The organism is Clostridium sp. YIM B02555 (assembly GCF_022320955.1).
GTDB classification, from domain to species: domain Bacteria; phylum Bacillota; class Clostridia; order Clostridiales; family Clostridiaceae; genus Clostridium; species Clostridium saccharoperbutylacetonicum.
Genome location: NZ_JAKJJY010000024.1, coordinates 74267 through 92330 on the forward strand (window position 1 = coordinate 74267; position 18064 = coordinate 92330).

General features: G+C 31.0%; 17 protein-coding genes and 1 other RNA gene. 15 read left to right on the top strand and 3 right to left on the bottom strand.

Annotated features, from left to right (window positions below):
• Nucleotides 1-239: 239 nt before the first annotated feature.
• Nucleotides 240-791, top strand: a complete 552-nt coding sequence (locus L3B98_RS24115; RefSeq protein ID WP_238918551.1) for a ferritin family protein — start codon at nucleotides 240-242, stop codon at nucleotides 789-791.
• A gap of 360 nt (nucleotides 792-1151) precedes the next feature.
• Nucleotides 1152-1418: signal recognition particle sRNA large type (ffs, locus tag L3B98_RS24120), an RNA gene on the top strand.
• 197 nt (nucleotides 1419-1615) lie between these two features.
• Here ffs and L3B98_RS24125 read toward each other — a convergent pair.
• From L3B98_RS24125 to L3B98_RS24135, 3 genes are all read right to left on the bottom strand, one after another.
• Nucleotides 1616-2500 carry a fumarylacetoacetate hydrolase family protein gene (locus tag L3B98_RS24125; protein ID WP_238918534.1) on the bottom strand — a complete coding sequence of 295 codons (885 nt, stop codon included), beginning with the start codon at nucleotides 2498-2500 and terminating at the stop codon, nucleotides 1616-1618.
• Between the two features lie 69 nt (nucleotides 2501-2569).
• Nucleotides 2570-3061: a dihydrofolate reductase gene (locus L3B98_RS24130; protein ID WP_238918535.1), complete on the bottom strand. Its 492-nt coding sequence runs from the start codon at nucleotides 3059-3061 to the stop codon at nucleotides 2570-2572.
• A gap of 91 nt (nucleotides 3062-3152) precedes the next feature.
• Entirely contained in the window at nucleotides 3153-3944 is a 792-nt protein-coding gene (locus tag L3B98_RS24135; protein WP_238918536.1) for a thymidylate synthase, read from the bottom strand.
• 179 nt (nucleotides 3945-4123) lie between these two features.
• Here L3B98_RS24135 and dnaX point away from each other — a divergent pair, with 179 nt between their 5' ends.
• The 13 genes from dnaX to L3B98_RS24200 all read left to right on the top strand — a co-directional run bounded on the left by dnaX (nucleotide 4124) and on the right by L3B98_RS24200 (nucleotide 18021).
• Complete coding sequence (gene dnaX, locus L3B98_RS24140) at nucleotides 4124-5752, top strand: DNA polymerase III subunit gamma/tau (protein ID WP_238918537.1); 1629 nt, start codon at nucleotides 4124-4126, stop codon at nucleotides 5750-5752.
• A 78-nt stretch (nucleotides 5753-5830) separates the two neighbouring features.
• Entirely contained in the window at nucleotides 5831-6169 is a 339-nt protein-coding gene (locus L3B98_RS24145) for a YbaB/EbfC family nucleoid-associated protein (protein WP_238918538.1), read from the top strand.
• A 556-nt stretch (nucleotides 6170-6725) separates the two neighbouring features.
• Entirely contained in the window at nucleotides 6726-7322 is a 597-nt protein-coding gene (recR, locus tag L3B98_RS24150; RefSeq protein ID WP_026106470.1) for a recombination mediator RecR, read from the top strand.
• Nucleotides 7323-7530: 208 nt separating this feature from the next.
• Nucleotides 7531-7809: a YaaL family protein gene (locus L3B98_RS24155; RefSeq protein ID WP_015395655.1), complete on the top strand. Its 279-nt coding sequence runs from the start codon at nucleotides 7531-7533 to the stop codon at nucleotides 7807-7809.
• A gap of 21 nt (nucleotides 7810-7830) precedes the next feature.
• On the top strand, nucleotides 7831-8100 hold the full coding sequence (locus L3B98_RS24160; protein ID WP_015395654.1) for a pro-sigmaK processing inhibitor BofA family protein: 270 nt from the start codon (nucleotides 7831-7833) through the stop codon (nucleotides 8098-8100).
• Nucleotides 8101-8339: 239 nt separating this feature from the next.
• Nucleotides 8340-9644 carry a CHAP domain-containing protein gene (locus L3B98_RS24165; RefSeq protein ID WP_238918539.1) on the top strand — a complete coding sequence of 435 codons (1305 nt, stop codon included), beginning with the start codon at nucleotides 8340-8342 and terminating at the stop codon, nucleotides 9642-9644.
• Nucleotides 9645-9694: 50 nt separating this feature from the next.
• The gene (locus L3B98_RS24170) at nucleotides 9695-11734 is read left to right on the top strand and encodes a M13 family metallopeptidase (RefSeq protein WP_238918540.1); all 2040 of its coding nucleotides are present in this window, start codon (nucleotides 9695-9697) and stop codon (nucleotides 11732-11734) included.
• A gap of 40 nt (nucleotides 11735-11774) precedes the next feature.
• The gene (locus L3B98_RS24175) at nucleotides 11775-11951 is read left to right on the top strand and encodes a hypothetical protein (protein WP_173696456.1); all 177 of its coding nucleotides are present in this window, start codon (nucleotides 11775-11777) and stop codon (nucleotides 11949-11951) included.
• 380 nt (nucleotides 11952-12331) lie between these two features.
• A complete protein-coding gene (locus L3B98_RS24180) occupies nucleotides 12332-13258 on the top strand; it encodes an ABC transporter permease (RefSeq protein ID WP_015395650.1) in 927 nt (308 codons plus the stop codon).
• Nucleotides 13259-13272: 14 nt separating this feature from the next.
• On the top strand, nucleotides 13273-14217 hold the full coding sequence (locus L3B98_RS24185) for an ABC transporter permease (protein WP_015395649.1): 945 nt from the start codon (nucleotides 13273-13275) through the stop codon (nucleotides 14215-14217).
• A 14-nt stretch (nucleotides 14218-14231) separates the two neighbouring features.
• Nucleotides 14232-15239: an ABC transporter ATP-binding protein gene (locus L3B98_RS24190; protein ID WP_015395648.1), complete on the top strand. Its 1008-nt coding sequence runs from the start codon at nucleotides 14232-14234 to the stop codon at nucleotides 15237-15239.
• Complete coding sequence (locus L3B98_RS24195; RefSeq protein WP_238918541.1) at nucleotides 15239-16219, top strand: dipeptide ABC transporter ATP-binding protein; 981 nt, start codon at nucleotides 15239-15241, stop codon at nucleotides 16217-16219. The genes L3B98_RS24190 and L3B98_RS24195 overlap by 1 nt, the downstream gene beginning before the upstream one ends.
• 143 nt (nucleotides 16220-16362) lie before the next feature.
• A complete protein-coding gene (locus tag L3B98_RS24200) occupies nucleotides 16363-18021 on the top strand; it encodes a peptide ABC transporter substrate-binding protein (protein ID WP_238918542.1) in 1659 nt (552 codons plus the stop codon).
• The last annotated feature ends 43 nt before the right edge of the window (nucleotides 18022-18064 follow it).

An 18064-nucleotide genomic window follows, 5' to 3' on the forward strand; every position in this document is an offset into this window, starting at 1 on the left:
TTAAGAATTTAAGAATTTAAGAATTTAAGAATTTAAGAATTTAAGAATTTAAGAATTTAAGAATTTAAGAATTTACACCTATGAAAAGAGTAGCTATGCCACAATACGGAACTTTTCTGCAACCAAGAATTTGTGCATAGAATGTGGTATAATAAGCACGGTGTTAATTTTTATGGGTGATTGTTTTTGTGGTTCTTAATATTTTAATGATAAAAGATGATATGGGGAGTAATGATTTAATGAAATGTACAATATGTGGTATGGACATAAATGAAAAAAACTATAATTTTAATGAAGGCGCTTTTGCTAATAAAAATTCTATAGACAATATTATATACTGTCCATTTTGTGGCGTGAACAAGGAGTATTTAAGCGAAAACAGTGAAATAATTGAAGTGAAAACTAATTTGCTTGATGAAAAAACCTTACAGATTTTAGACCATGCTGTTAAACTTGAACTTTTCAATGGTGACTTTTATAGAACAGCAGCAAGTAAAGCAAAGGATAATGAAATTAAAAAAATGTTTGAAGCGTTGTCAGTAATAGAAACGTTCCATTCTAAAGTGCATCAAAGGTTGGGGGGATTTACTAAAGCTCCTGATTTAAATAAAGTTAGTTATGATAAATATAACAGTGATGGTGCTCTTTTAAAGTTAGCAAAGCAAAAGGAAGAACATGCTATAAGTTATTATGAAAAATATAAAAATGAAGTTAATGATAATAATTTAGTGGCTATTTTTGAAGCCTTAACAATTGTTGAAAGGGAGCATATTATTCTTGTTGAAGAGTAATATAGATTATTTTAAATTTTAAAAATAAGATATAAACTTAAACAAGCCTTAAAGAATTATTTCAGCTTAATTTAAGAAAATAAATATATCTAATAAAAATTATGTAAGCTTTGGTAGGGAATTAATAAATTTTATCTATATAATATCCTTGAATTTAAGAATTTTATATGTTATTATTAACAAGTATCAAAAATATTATATATTTAGTTTGTATTAAGAGAATAAGAATGTTTAGTACAAATGGTAGGTGTAATGTTTTGATTAAGGTAATGATTAATATGGTTTGGCGTCCAAAGGGGACGAAAATTTTCTTAAGTATAAGAAGATTTTGAGGTTCAAGCCCTCGGCATTCCACCATTGCCATGCTAGATGGGGAGTTAGCGGTGCCCTGTAACCTGCAATCCGCTATAGCGGGATTGAATTCCTCGCTTAGGTATTAGCAATCTATAGTCTGACTTTTGTAAGTGGTGTTGAGGACTGGGTCCCACGCAATGGAAGCCCGCGAACCTCGTCAGGTCTGGAAGGAAGCAGCGATAAGTGGTCCCTTTCATGTGCCGTGGATCAATCTGGTCTGAGCTAACTGCATTAGTAACGTATGGAGAACTAATAACAAAGCGAGGTGCATGGTTTACTTACATATTTAACTTGGAATTTTAATTAGGTTATTCTTCAATAGGATTAACATAGGACACAATAGGATAAGAAAGTGAGGGCGTTTCAGTCATATGAAACACCCTCATTTTCTTTTCTGATATATATAATAACAGTAATAAAAAATATCCCAATATGATATAAATATTATTTACATCATATTGGGATATTTTTTATTTTACAATATTTTTTATATGTCCAATTCCTTCAATTTCACATTCAACTATGTCACCAGCTTTTAAGAAACGTGGGGGTTGAAAGCCCATGCCAACTCCAGCAGGTGTTCCCATTGCAATAATAGTACCTGCCTTTAAAGTCATACATTGAGATAATTCGTGGATCGCAGCTTCAATAGAAGTAATCATAAGGTCTGTTGAACTATTTTGTCTTAATTCGCCATTAACCTTTGAACATATTTTTAGTACTGGTGGTGTTGCAAATTCATCTTTAGTGACAATACAAGGCCCCATTGGAGTAAACCCATCAAGACTCTTTCCAAAGTACCACTGCTTATGTCTTGTTTGCAAATTCCTAGCACTTACATCGTTCATTATTGTATAACCAAAAACATAGTCAAAAGCCTCTTTTTTAGATATATTTTTGGCATCTTTACCTATTATTACTGCTAATTCAACTTCATAATCTAAGCTATCTACAAGTTCAGGATAGCTAGGAATATAAGAGCCATCCCCAATAGCTTCAGTTACTCTTTTGGAAAAATAAACTGCATAGTCTCTATTTTTATCAAAAGCTTCTTTTTTATACCTTGCAGATTCTTCTGCATGCGCCATATAATTTATACCTAAGCAGATAATATCTTGTTTTGGATTAGGTATAGGAGCGAGCTTAGAAACATCATTAATAGAAAGAATATCAGGAGTATTTCGCTCTATTTTGGTTTTTAATTCAGCTATTTCTTCATTTGTTATATTTTCAATTAAAGAATTCATAGAGGTATAGTTTACACCAAGAGCATTTATTGGATAAATATTTTGGTTATCCTTGGATAATATACCGACTTGTTCTTTATTGTTATGTTTAAAAGTTATAAATTTCATATAGATCCCCCGTTTATTCAGTTATGAGTTAAGAGTTAGGAGTTTTAAGTTTTTGGCTTATTTTTATTGCTAAATTCTTTTATAGTCTATAAATGTATAATGCAATCCATTCTTTTCATCTGTAAATTTTTCTGATTTATATTCTACCTTGAATTCATCATAATTAACTTCAGGGAAGAAAGTATCCCCTTTGAAATCTTCATCTATTGTAGTTAAGTATATTTTATCAACATATGGAAGGAAGTGCTCGTAAATTTCTGCCCCTCCTATTACAAAGATTTCATCATCACATTTTGAATATTCCTTAATTAGCGAATCTAAATCATGTGCTATTGTAACTTTATCAGAATCAACTTTATAATTTTTATTTCTAGTTACAATTATATGTTCCCTATTTGGTAGAATACCTGGTAATGATTCGAAAGCTTTTCTTCCCATTATCATTTTTTTCTCAGAGGTAATTTTCTTGAATCTTTTTAAGTCTTCTGAAATGTGCCAAGGCATTTTATTATCTATTCCAATGACATTATTATTTGCGACAGCAACGCTTATTGATAGCATTTAATATTCCCCCTTTAAATATAGAAATTGATTGTACACAGTCCCAAATATAGATAATCAAATTAAAATTAAGAACTGTGTTTTATAGTTATTAAACTGATACCTGCATTTTTATTGTTTCATGATGTTTGTAATCTTCAAGTTTTATATCATCTGGTGTAAAATCATAGAAATCTTTAATTTCAGGATTAATCCAAAGTTTTGGAGAATCATAAGCTTCATTTTTTCGAGTTATTTGAAGTTTTAAGCCTTCAACTTGGTTTTCATATATATGAGCATTATTTATTACATGAGTGAATAAACCTGGTTTAAGACCCGTAACTTGGGCTAACAAATGAACCAAAACAGCATATTGAGAAGTATTAAATGGAACACCAAGTCCCCAGTCTCCACTTCTTTGAACAAGCATACAGTTAAGTCTTCCGTCTGTTACATCCCACATTGTAAGGAAGCAGCATGGATATAAAGCGCCACCATCCAAGTAAGGAATTTGCCATAAATTAAGCATCATCCTTCTGTCTTGGGGATTATTTTTTAAAGCATCTATTAATTTATCTATTTGGTTAAACTTTTTAACTACCCAGCCATAAGATGTTCCAATTGTTCCATCCTCCATCATCCACTCATCCCAGATTTTAACGTTTTGAGATTGAAGCGCCTTTACATCGTTTGATTGATCTTTAAATATCCATAAAAGCTCTTTAACAGCAGTTTTGAAAGCTACAAATTTTGTTGTTAATATAGGAAATTCTTTTTCTAAATTAAATTGCATTATTTGGTGTGGTAATTTATAAGTTTGTACACCAGTCCTATTGTTATCAAAATATCCATTTTCTAATATATCATTAGCAATGGATAAATATTTGTCATCATATAAACTCATTTTATGTATTCCTCCTAAATTATCCAGATATTTTTCTTATTAATATTAACTATTTTAGTATATAATAATACTTTAGCAAAGTCTAAAGAATATTATAATTTTAAAAGGCCTATTATACAAATTATTTGTTTAGTAGTGTATAATGGTTTTATATTTAAGAAATAATGAGGTGATAGCCTGTGGGTTATACAGCACTATATAGAGAATGTAGACCGAAAAAATTTGAAGACGTTATTGGTCAAGAACATATAACGACCACACTAAAAAACGAAATTTTGAATGATAGAATTGCTCATGCATATCTTTTCTGTGGAACAAGGGGAACAGGTAAAACATCAACTGCAAAAGTTATGGCAAAAGCATTAAATTGTTTGGATTTACATGATGGAGAACCATGTAATGAATGTGAAATGTGCAAAAAGATAAATGATGGCTTAGCAATTGATGTAATAGAGCTTGATGCAGCATCTAATAATGGTATCGATAAAATAAGAGATATTATTGATGATACAAAGTATCCACCCCAAGAAGCTAGATATAAGATATATATATTAGATGAGGTTCATATGCTATCAGTTGGAGCTGTTAATGCATTTTTAAAGACGTTAGAGGAACCACCTAAGAATGTAATATTTATATTAGCAACGACGGATCCACAAAAACTTCCTATAACAATTTTGTCGAGATGCCAAAGATTTGATTTCAAAAGAATTAATCAAAAGGAAATTTCTAATTTACTTAAGAAAATTACTGAAGCACAAAATGTAGCTTATGAACAAAAAAGTTTGGATTTGATTTCAAGAGTTTGTGATGGAGCAATGAGAGATGCATTGAGTATACTAGATCAAGCAATTGCAATGGGAGAAAAACAAATTAATTATGAAGATTTAATAAGTATATTAGGGTTAGTTACTAATGAATACTTATTTGATATCACTTATGCAATTATTGATAGAAGTATTGAAAAATCCATGGTAATAGTTGATAAACTTGTTTATTCGGGTAAGGATATGCAATTGTTTATTAAAGACTTAATAGCACACTTTAGAAATTTGCTTATGGTAAAAGTCACAAATAATCCAGAAGAAGTTTTAGATATGTCTCTTGAGAATATTTATCTGGTTAAAGAACAAGGCAAGAAAATTAGAGTTGAAGAGGTAATGAGGGACATTAGAATACTTCAGGATGCAGAAATAAATTCAAAAGCAAGTAAACAAAGCAGGTTATATTTAGAACTTGCAATAATAAAGATGTGTAAAATAGAATATGATACTTCAAATGAAATTATTTTATCACGAATAAATCAACTTGAAGAATCAATAAAGGGTGGAAAAATACAAATAGTTCAAAGTCAAAAAATTAATGAAGATTCAAATTATGCAAATACTAATATTGGTGCTATAAATAATCAAAATACAGTTAAAACTAATACTGTTGTTGAAAAAAAACCAGAAGTAAATCCGAATTCAAAAATAACAGTTGATGATGTTGGTAGAGCATGGACAGAGATATTAGAAAAATTTAAAGCAAAGCGTGCAATGATTGTTTATGCATCTATTGTTACGGCTAGACCATATAATGTTAAAGGCGGGGTTGTAACATTAGAATATGATGCAACATATGCATTTAATAAGGAACGATTGCAAAAGTTAGAGTATAGAGAAATTGTAAATTCAGTTTTCTCGGAAACATTTAAAGAAAAAGTAATAGTAGATTATGTAGTAAAAGCAGACAAAGATTATGTAGACAATGAACAGATATTAAAAGAAAAAATAGATGGAATACCTTTTGAAGTATATGAAGAATGATGAATTGTATCATTGTACATTTCAAAAAGATGTTTTATAATTAATAAATGTAATTCAAGTAAAGAGGAGGATTTTTTTATGGCAAAAGGTGGATTTCCAGGAGGCTTTGGTGGAGGTAATATGAATAACCTTATGAAGCAAGCACAAAAGCTTCAAAAGCAAATGGAAGATATGCAAAAAGACATCGAGTTAAAAGAATTTGAAGCATCAGTTGGTGGTGGTGCTGTAGTAGTAAAAATAAATGGTAAAAAAGAAGTAACAGCAATTAATATAAAGCCAGAAGTTGTAGACCCAGATGATGTGGAAATGCTTGAAGACTTAGTATTGAGTGCTGTTAATGAAGCAATAAAGAAAGCAGAAGATGAAACTGCAAACAAAATGGGTAAGCTAACAGGCGGAATGCCAGGATTATTTTAAGAAATTACTTAGCATACAGATTGCTGGATTATCCTTCAAGCTGTATGCTTTTTTTATTCTTTAGGAATTTATAATAAAGTTAAATCTGTGGATAACTTATTGAAAAGGCCAATTAAGAAGGTTTTGTGTGTCAAAAAGAATAAAAAATAAATCTTATTCGCCTGCATAAAATGTTCTCATATGCAGCATAGCTGCTCTTTCTAAGGGAATGTTCTTATATGCAGCATAGCTGCTCTTTCTAAGGTGCACATTTTTCTCACATGCGTTCGAAAAGGCAGATGCGCACCTATAAAAAGATTGCGAAGCACAATACGGAACTTAATATTAAAAATCTCCGGCTCCACAGTCGCCTGCGATTTTTTTATATGGAATTAAATTAAGAAAAATTAATTAAATAAAAGAAGATTTAGTTTATAATAATTGATATACATGTTGTAATGAGAATTATTAAAAAATTAAAGATTTTCAAGGAAATAAACATTTATTGATAATTGAGCATTGAACATTGATAATTAAGTATACATATATTTAAGGATAAGGAGAAAATTAAATTATGATGGAATTTTATCCAGTAGCCATAGAAAAATTAATTGAAGAGTTTGCGAAATTGCCAAGTATAGGTCAAAAGACTGCCCAAAGACTTACTTTACATATTTTAAATCTTCCAGATGATGAAGTAAAGGAATTTGCAAACGCCTTAGTTCAAGCAAGAGGAACGATTAAATATTGTTCAATATGTGGAAATTTTACAGACAAAGATCCTTGCCCATTATGTGGGAACCCAAGTAGAGATAAGGGAACAATATGTGTTGTTGAGCAGCCGAAGGATATAATGACAATGGAAAAAGTTAAAGAATATAATGGTGTATATCATGTATTGCATGGTAATATATCACCAATGCAGGGAAGAGGTCCTCAAGATATAAGGATTAGAGAACTTGTTGCTAGAATGAATGAAAATGTAAAGGAAGTAATACTTGCAACAAATCCTAATATAGAGGGTGAAGCAACTGCTATGTATATTTCGAAGGTACTTAAGCCACTTGATATTAAAGTAACTAGAATTGCAGCAGGAATACCTGTAGGTGGAGATTTAGATTATGCAGATGAAGTTACATTATCCAAAGCATTAGAGGGTAGAAAAGAAATATAAAAAATGGAACCTTAAAATAATTAGGTTCCTAGAAAAAAGTGCTAGTTATATGGGAGTTAGAAGTTTTTTTAAAGCATGAGTGAAAAGCTTCTTATATAAAGAATATATAAAGGTGTTACAGACTTACAAAAAAATATCAGATTACAATATGTATATTTTTGCCTCTTAATGGATAAAATGGTAGTAAGAAGTTTTTGGAGGGGTTTACATGAATAAAAATAATATTGTAGAATACCTGATTAGCAAGACTGATAACACTGATATGTATGCAAGATTGTTAGAAGATATGGAAGTTGCAAAGTTGGAGATAAATGCTGCTCGCAGTATGTTTAATAATGTTAACGATGACAAATTAATAGAGGTAGCAATATATTCGGAGAATGTTGCAAGGAAAAGATATGATTACTTATTATCAATAGCAAGAGAAAATGGCATAAGTGTAGATGGTAGTTATATAGCAGAGAAAAATGTACGGATTGCAGAATAACTGAAATAGGGAGAGCTAAAAATGGAATTACAATATTTGGTTTATGGATTGGTCGGAATAGCAGTACTATATTTAGTACTAAAATTATTAAAATGGCCAATAAAAATAATTATAAATGGGATAATAGGAGTTATAACATTATACGTAGCAAATTTTATCATAGCGCATCTTGGCTTGATTGGAATTAATACTAATTTCTCATTAGCAATAAATCCAATTACAGCTCTTATTGCAGGATTTTTTGGGATTCCTGGTGTTATTGTTTTAATTATAATAGGATTGTTTTTGTAGTTATTAAGATTTTTTGTTTCGAGGAATTTGAAGTGTTACAAAATTTAATAGTAGTAAATCAACACGCCAATCTAGTTAGTTATGAAATGATAAATTTTATAATTAATGGACGGGCGTTTGATTTTTTATGTTGAATTTTCATTGTTAATTATTAAGTTTTAAGTTAATATTTAAAATAAGAAGAGTAATTTGCTTGGAGTTAATGAGATAAAAAAATATTGATAAAGGGGACACGATAGGTGAAAAGGGAATTTCTTAAGAAGATAGTTGTTAGCGTAATGGCAACGTTAATATTTACGAATATGTATAGTATATCGGCTTCAGCTAAATGGAGTGAAGATTCAAATGGTGGTTGGAATTGGATTGAAGATGGGGAAAAAGCATTTGGATGGAAGAAAATTGATAGTAAATGGTACTATTTTAATGAAGATGGCTTAATGAAAACAGGTTGGGTAAAGGATAAGGGGATTTGGTACAACCTATCTGATAGTGGAGAAATTACTACTGGTTGGAAATCTATCAATGGGAAATGGTATCATTTTAATGAAGACGGGCAAATGGAGATTGGATGGATTAATGATAATGGTGTTCAATATTTTACAAATTTAAATGGTGAAATGCAGACTGGAACTATTAAAATAGATGAGAAGACTTACACTTTTTCAGATGATGGAGCACTGTTAAGCAGCACTTCAAATAATCAAGAAAAGACTACTTCTGGAAGTACAGCTAATGCAAAAGATCTTGAAACTTCAAAAACAGGTTATGTATCAACTAATAGTGACGTTTTAAATGTTAGAGCTGATGCGACATTATCGTCAGACATAATAGGGACTGTTGCAAAAGGAGCTGAAGTTAAGATAGTTGATGATGAGAAAAATGGATTCTATCCTATAATTTTAAGTGGGAAGACAGGATGGGTAAGCTCAAAATGGATTAATGTAAAGAAATCAGAAAATGTCATAGCAACACCACTAATTACAAATCAACAAGCAAGTGATGTAGAAAATACAACAAATACAGATTCATCATTAATAGATGAAAAGACTAAAAAACCTAAAAAGGATTTGGAACCAGTTAAGTTGGGAGATATAAGAAATACAAAGCCAAGCTTAGATAATAAATATTATTATTCAGACGAAAATTTATTTTATAAGGTGAAATTGTCTCCTCCATTCTCTAGTGGAGGCAAGGTAATTAAAGGGAATTGTACTTGGTATGCATGGGGACGTGCTTGGGAGATTACTGGGAATAAGCCAGATGATGCAGGTTTTATAGGAAATGCTTATGAATGGTGGGCAGCAAACAAAAAGAGTGGGAAGTATCAATATGGTTCAGAACCTAAAGTAGGGGCTATTGCAGTATGGAAATCAAGCTTGCCGGGATCAGATGGAAGTGGACATGTAGCTGTTATTGAAAAAATAGAGAATGGAAAAATTTACATATCTGAGTCAACTTGGCATGGAGTGGCATTTAATTATAGAGAAATTTATGATACAAGTTATTTATATGGATATATTTATTTGGACGAGCCAAATTATTAATTATACATAATGTTTATATTAAAAATCCATGCTAGAAGAGAGGTTTAAAGATGAAAAAAATTAGAAGGCTAAGTGCTATATTGAGTTTGGCATTCTTCATGTTAATGATGTCACCAGAATCATATACTGTGGTTAGAGCAGAGGATATAAGTTCTAAAAATCAAGCTTCGGATAATAAAGGGGTAAGACTGAAAGATGATTTTTATGATGCTATAAATAATGATTGGCTAAGTACAGTAAAAATTGAAGAAGGAAAATCAACTACATCAACTTTTGATGATGTAGAGAAAACAGTGAAGGGGCAAGTAAAAAGCATAATTAAAAGCTTAGTATCAGAAAAAGAAAAATATGCAGCTAATACTGATGAAAGAAAAATAATAAATTTATATAATAATGTTCTTAATGTACAAGAAAGAAATAATCAAGGATTAAAACCTGTTAAAGAAAATTTGGATAAAATTAAGTCTGCTCAGACAATAGATGATATTACAAAATTGTGGAGTGATAGATCCATAATTAATTCAACAATACAATTTGCTGTGGAAAAAGATGTGAAAAATGTTACGACTAATATTTTATATATTAATCACACAGGACTTAGCTTGGGAGATTCTGATCAATATACTCACCCAACAGAAAGTACAGCAAAAAATAAAAAGCTAACAGTGAATTATTATAATAAGCTTTTAATGTTAAGTGGATATACAAAAGATGAAGCGAAGCTAAAAACTGATAATATGTTTAAGTTTGAAGAAATGATAGCACCTTATATTATGGGAAAACGTGAAAAAGCATTAACTCCAAATTTAATTGATTCTCTTTATAATGTATATACTTTAGATGAACTAAAGGATTTAGCACCCAATTTGAATTTGCCAATTATTATGAAGGGACTTGGAATAGATAATGCAAATAAGATAGTACTACAAGATCCAAAGTGGTTAAAGGCATTGAATAAAATCTATACGCAGGAAAATTTACCTCTTATAAAAAATTATTTAGAAATAGTTAACTTAATTTATGCATCAAATTATTTAAGTAAAGATTTTGAAGATGCTAATACAGAATTTTCTAATAACCTCTTAGGAATAAAAGGGGCAGGGTCAAAGGAAGATGATGCTGTGGATACAGTGAATTCCTTAATGGGTATGGCAATTGGAAAGATTTATTCAGAAAGATATGTTTCAAAGAATGTAAAAGAAGATGTTGAGAATATAACTAAAAAAATTATAGAGGTTTACAAAAAGAGAATAAATAATCTTACTTGGATGAGTAATTCAACGAAGAAGAATGCAATTGATAAACTGGATAAATTAAATATAAAAATAGGTTATCCGGATACTTGGGTTGACTATTCAAAGTTAAATATAAAATCTTATGAAGAAGGAAGTAATCTTTTTGACAATGTAATAGCATTAAGAAGATTTGCACAAGATGAAATGTTTAGCAAATTAAATAAACCAGTAGATAAGAAAAAAGATGGAGTTGAACCTCAAACAGTTAATGCCTTTTATAGTCCAACGGATAATTCGATTATAATTCCAGGAGGAATTATTCAGGGACATTTCTATGACCCAAATGGAAGCAAGGAGACAAATTTAGGTGGAATAGGTGTAATTCTTGGTCATGAAATAAGTCATGCATTTGACAATACTGGTGCTCAATATGATGCTGATGGAAATCTTAATAATTGGTGGAGTGATGATGATTATAAGGAATTTCAGCAAAAAACTCAGAAAGTAAAAGATTTTTATAGTCAAATTGAAGTTGCACCGGGTCAAATGTTGGATGGAAATCTTACAGTAGGGGAGAATATTGCTGACATAGGAGGGGTATCTTGTTTGTTAGACATATTAAAGACAATGGACAACCCTAATTATAAAACATTTTTTCAAAGTTATGCTGTTACTTGGAGACAATTAACTACTAAAGAATATTCAGATTATGCTATGTTGATAGATTCTCATTCTCCTAATAAGGTAAGGGTAAATGCTGTACTACCTCAATTTCAGCAATTTTATGATACTTATGGAATTACAGAAAAAGATGGAATGTATATTAGACCAGAGGATAGAGTAGCAATTTGGTAGAGGATATATAAATGAAGGATTAAGGAGATGTGATTTTATTATGCCAGCAGGAAATGGAGTAAATTGTGGAGATTGCGTGGAATTAAAAAGTGGGAAATGTGATGGGAAAGACTTGAATTGCTTATGTTACAAATGCCCAAGAAAATTGGCGCAATGCATGTGTGTTAAATATTGCAGGGAAACTGAATCAGTACTATATTTTGATGAAGACAATTAAATTCACATGTATAACATACTAAAACAGTATAAATAACAAAAGTAAAGAAGAAATTTTGTGAGAATTACTATATGTTAATTTTGTATTAACAAATTGAAATAAAATCTTGACATATATAAATAAAAATATTATTATATTGATATTGTATTAGTAATAAATTAAATTTTATTGCAAAAAAATTAAATTTTAGTAAATTTACGATAACAACGGAGTTATCAGACAGATATTCTTGTTTGATGACTCCATTCATATATTAGGGTTTTTATGGATATGAAAGCGCTACCTGGATAGTTGATGAATAAAAGTAAAATTTTGTTAAAAATAAATTTGTAATTTATTATATAAATATAAACAACAGTGAAAAAGAAGGAGAGGACTACATGTTAAAATATATTGGAAAAAGATTTTTGATAAGTCTGTTAACAATATGGGTTGTAATAACAGTAACATTTTTTCTAATGAAACTTATGCCAGGAGGTCCGTTTGACGGGGATAAATTAACACCTCAAATTAAAGCAAATATAGAGGCAAAATATGGATTGGACAAGCCTTTATCAACACAATATTTTATGTATATGGGAAATTTGGTTCATGGAGATTTTGGTGAATCGATGACGTTTAAAGGTAGACAAGTATCAGACACTATAGGAAAATCATTCCCAGCATCTGCAGAAGTTGGTGCAATAGCAGTAGTTATTGCTATAGTAGGAGGAATACTTTTAGGAACACTTGCAGCACTTAAAAGTGGAAAATGGCCAGATAAGGTAGTAGTATTTTTTGCAACACTTTGCATTACAATACCTAGTTTCGTAATAGGAACAGTTTTGATTTATGTGTTAGGCGTTCAATTTGCATTATTACCACCAACAGGGTTTGGTGAGTGGAAAAATGATATAATGCCATGTATAGCATTATCAGCAGCATCATTATCATTTATTACAAGACTTACAAGAAGTAAATTAATAGATGTTTTAAAGTCAGATTATATAAGAACTGCAAAAGCTAAAGGCTTAAGTAAAACTACTGTTATTTTTAAACATGCATTAAGAAATTCATTGATTCCAATAGTTACATATGTAGGACCATTAGTAGCTGGTATATTAACAGGTGGATTTGTAACAGAAAAGATTTTTGCAATTCCTGGACTTGGAAATGAATTTGTACAATCAGTTACAAACAGAGACTATAGTATGTTACTTGGAGTAACAGTATTCTATTGTACAATGTTAATATTCTTTACTTTTTTTGTAGATATATTATACGTTATAATTGATCCAAGAATAAAATTACAAGACACGGAAGCTTAGGGGAGGAAAAGGAAATGGAAAATCAAATAAAAATAGATAAGGAATTATTTGCTCCTCTAAGTGCGGAAGAAAAAAAAGTTAGTGTAGCAGTAAGACCGAGTATTGGATATTGGAAAGACGCTTGGAATAGATTAAAGAAAGATAAAATGGCACTTGTTTCATTGATAGCTATAGTATTGGTAGTAATAGGAGCTATATTTGTGCCTATGTTTTCAAAATACGATTATGCAACAAATGACTTAGCTAATACTTATTTAAAACCTTCAGCAGAACATTGGTTTGGAACAGATAATCTAGGAAGGGATTTATTCGTTAGAAATTTCTTCGGAGCAAGATATTCACTACTTATAGCAGTATTAGCTGCAGTTATTAATTTATGTATTGGTGTAGTATATGGCGGAATTGCCGGTTACTTTGGAGGTGTAGTAGACAATATACTAATGAGAATAGTTGATGTTATATCTTCGATTCCTATGACTATATATGTTGTAATCTTCATGGCTGTTTTAAATAAGCCAGGAGCTAATGGAAGTGGACTTTTTACAATAGTACTTGGACTTTCAATTACATCTTGGATTGGTATGGCAAGAATTGTAAGAGGAGATGTACTTCAATTAAAGCAACAAGAGTTTGTTCTTGCAGCTAAATCACTAGGTGCATCAAATTCAAGAATATTAGTAAGACACTTAATTCCAAACTGTATAGGATCAATAATGGTTACATTAACATTATTTATTCCAGATGCTGTATTTACAGAAGCATTTTTAAGCTTCATTGGTCTTGGAATCGCAGCACCTAGAGCATCACTTGGAACATTAGCTAATGATGCGCAACAAGCTATATATACATATCCTCTACAATTGTTGTTCCCATCAGCTATGATTTGTATAATAATATTATGCTTTAATCTTTTTGGTGATGGATTAAGCCAAGCATTAGATCCAAAGAACAAGAGATAGGAGAATATAGAGAAATGGAAAAGTTGTTAGAAGTAAAGAACTTAGAAACCTCCTTCAAAACTAGTGCTGGGGAAGTACATGCAGTAAGAGGTGTATCATTTGACCTAGAAAAGGGGGAAGCCTTAGGTATAGTTGGAGAATCAGGTTGTGGTAAAAGTGTTACAATGATGTCAATTATGAGATTATTAGCTGATAATGGAAGACTTGCAGGAGGAGAAATCTTCTTTAATGGTAAAGATATCTCGAATGTTAAAGAGTCAGAAATGGAAACTATAAGAGGTAATGATATAGGAATGATATTCCAAGATCCTATGACATCATTAAATCCAGTATATACAATAGGAGACCAGTTAATGGAACCCCTATTAAAGCATAGAAAAATAAGTAAAGCTGAAGCAAGAAAAGAAGCTATTAATATGCTTGGTCTAGTTGGAATACCAAGTCCAGAAAAGAGAATGAAACAATATCCTCATGAATTTTCAGGCGGTATGAGACAAAGAGCAATGATAGCTATGAGTTTAATTTGTGCTCCAAAGCTTATTATAGCAGATGAACCAACAACGGCTTTAGACGTTACAATACAGGCACAAATACTAGATTTAATGAAAGATTTAAAGCAAAAACTTGACACTGCAATTATACTAATAACTCATGATTTAGGAGTTGTTGCAGATGTATGTACAAAAATAAATGTAATGTATGGTGGAATTATTGTGGAAACAGGAACTACAGAAGATATTTTCTACAGAGGAAAGCATCCCTATACTTGGGGACTTTTAAGAAGTGTTCCTAACCCTAAGGAAGATGTTAAAGAAAAGCTTATTCCAATAGAAGGACAACCACCAGATTTATTAAATCCACCAGTTGGGTGTCCATTCGCAGCTAGATGTGATTATGCAATGAAGGTATGTCTTCAAAAGCAACCTCCACTATTTGAAGTAGGAGAAAAACATCATACAGCATGTTGGTTGTGTCATGAAGATGCACCAAAAGTTGAATCACCTATAAGGAGGATGAAGTAGTGGAAGCTAATAACGATATAATTTTAGAAGTTAAGGATTTATGCAAGTACTTCCCTGCGAATAAAGGATTATTTAAAGGTAAAAGTTATGTTAAAGCAGTTGATAGGGTTTCTTTTACATTAAAAAGAGGAGAAACTTTAGGACTTGTAGGAGAATCTGGATGTGGTAAGACAACAACAGGAAGAACTATATTAAAACTTTATGAACCAACTTCAGGTCAAATCATTTTTAATGGGAAAGATATAACAAAATATTCAAAAGATCAAATGATTCCTTTAAGAAAAGAAATGCAAATGATTTTCCAAGATCCATATGCGTCACTAAATCCTAGAATGACTGTTGGAGATATAATTGGAGAAGCAATTGATGTTCATAAATTGTTATCTGGCGAAGCAAGAACAGAAAGAATAAGAAGTCTTTTATCAAAAGTTGGTCTTGCAAGTGACCATATAAACAGATATCCTCATGAATTCTCAGGAGGTCAAAGACAGAGAATAGGTATAGCAAGAGCTTTAGCTGTTGAACCTGCATTTATAGTTTGTGATGAACCGATATCAGCTCTTGATGTTTCAATTCAAGCACAAGTTATAAATATGCTTGAAGAGCTTCAAGAAGAATTAGGATTGACATATTTATTTATAGCTCATGACCTTTCGATGGTTAAGCATATATCAACTCATATAGGAGTTATGTACCTTGGAAGAATGGTTGAAAAAGGGGAAAGTAATAAAGTGTATTCAGAAGGATTACATCCTTATACACAAGCATTGCTTTCAGCAGTACCAATACCAGATCCAGAGGTGGCTAAAAATAATCAAAGAATTATTTTAGAAGGAGATATTCCTTCACCTATAGATCCACCACCAGGATGTAGATTTAAAGGTAGATGTAAGCATGCAAAACCAATATGTTCAGAAATTGATCCAGAATTAAAAGAGGTTAAACCAGGACATTTTGTAGCATGTCATTTATATGATTAATTTAGCAAAAAGCAAGAAATAAGTTGAATAAAATTTAATGAATTTAATTAAAATAGTTAATAGTATACTGTTAAGCAATTTTAGCAATAATTACTTAGACAGGTATTATAATAAATAATAATTAATTAAGGGGGAAATATTAAATGAAAAAAAGCAGAGTAAAGCAATTATGTGCAGTAGCTTTAGCAGCAACACTTGGACTTTCAGTTTTAGCTGGTTGTGGTTCTAAAACTTCTGACAACAAATCAGCAGCAACTGGTACTGACAAACAAGAATTGATGTTTAATTTAGGATCTGATCCTAAGACTTTAGATCCAGGTTTAAACCAATCAGTGGATGGATCTATAGTAATAGTTAATGCGTTCGAAGGTCTATATAAGTTAGATGACAAGAACAAAGCAGTTCCAGGTCAAGCTGAGAAGTGTGATGTTTCTGCAGATGGATTAACATATACTTTCCATTTAAAGAAAGATCTTAAGTGGTCAAATGGAGATCCAGTTAAAGCAAGTGATTTCGAATATGCATGGAAGAGAGTTATAAATCCAGAAACTGCATCTGAGTATTCATTCCAAATGATGTATATTAAAGGAGCACAAGAATATAACACAGGAAAAGGTACAGCTGACCAAGTTGGTATTAAAGCAACTGATGACAGCACATTAGTAGTTACTTTAGCAGCACCATGTGCATATTTCTTAGACTTAACAGCTACTCCAACATATATGCCATTAGATCAAAAAATTGTTGAAGCTAATAAGGATTGGGCAACAGATGCTAAAACTTTAGTTTCTAATGGACCTTTCAAATTCACAGATTATAAGATTAAAGACCAAATCGTATTGGAAAAGAATGACAATTATGAAGCTAAAGACGATGTTAAGTTAAGCAAAGTAACAATGAAATTAGTTACTGAACCTACATCAGCATGGGCAAGTTATAAATCAGGTCAATTTGACATGGTATATGATGTACCAACATCTGAAAAAGCAGCTGCTATAGCAGATAAGAGTGCTACAGTATTCCCAGAATTAGGAAATGCTTATATAGACTTTAATGTTTCAGATAAGCAAGTAGATCCTGAAGCAGCTAAAGCATTAAAGAATCCAAAGTTTAGGCAAGCATTAAGTATGGCTATAGACAGACAATCAATCATTGACAACGTACTTAAAGCTAAGCAAGTTGCAGCTCATAGTTTTGTTCCAGAAGGAATCATTGGGCCAGATGGAAAAGATTTTGAAAATAAGAAATACTTTGATCCTAAGGGTAATGTAGATGAAGCTAAGAAATTATTAGCTGAAGCTGGATATCCAGATGGAAAAGGCTTACCACAAATCACATTACTTTTCAACCCAGAAGGTGGAAATGCAGATGTAATGCAACCAATCCAAGATATGTGGAAGAAAATTGGCGTAAATGTTGAACTTCAAACTCAAGAATGGAAAGTATTCCAAGATACAAGAACTGCAAAGAACTATCAAATAGCAAGAGATGCTTGGGGAGCTGACTATGCAGATCCAATGACATTCTTAGACTTATTTGTTTCAACATCACCACAAAATAATGCAGGATATAATAATCCAGCATACGATACATTAATCAGCAATGCTAAGAAAGAAGCAGATGCAACTAAGAGATATGAAATGTTACATCAAGCTGAAGATATGTTAATGGCTGATATGCCAATTATATCTTTATGGTACTCAAATAGAACACATGGAGTAAAAGATTATGTTAAAGGTATAAGAAAAGATATGCTTGGAAATATTTTCTTTACTAATGCTTATATTCAAGGTAAAAAATAATCTTTATATAAATTAATAAGAAAGCCGCTTTAAATATAAATTT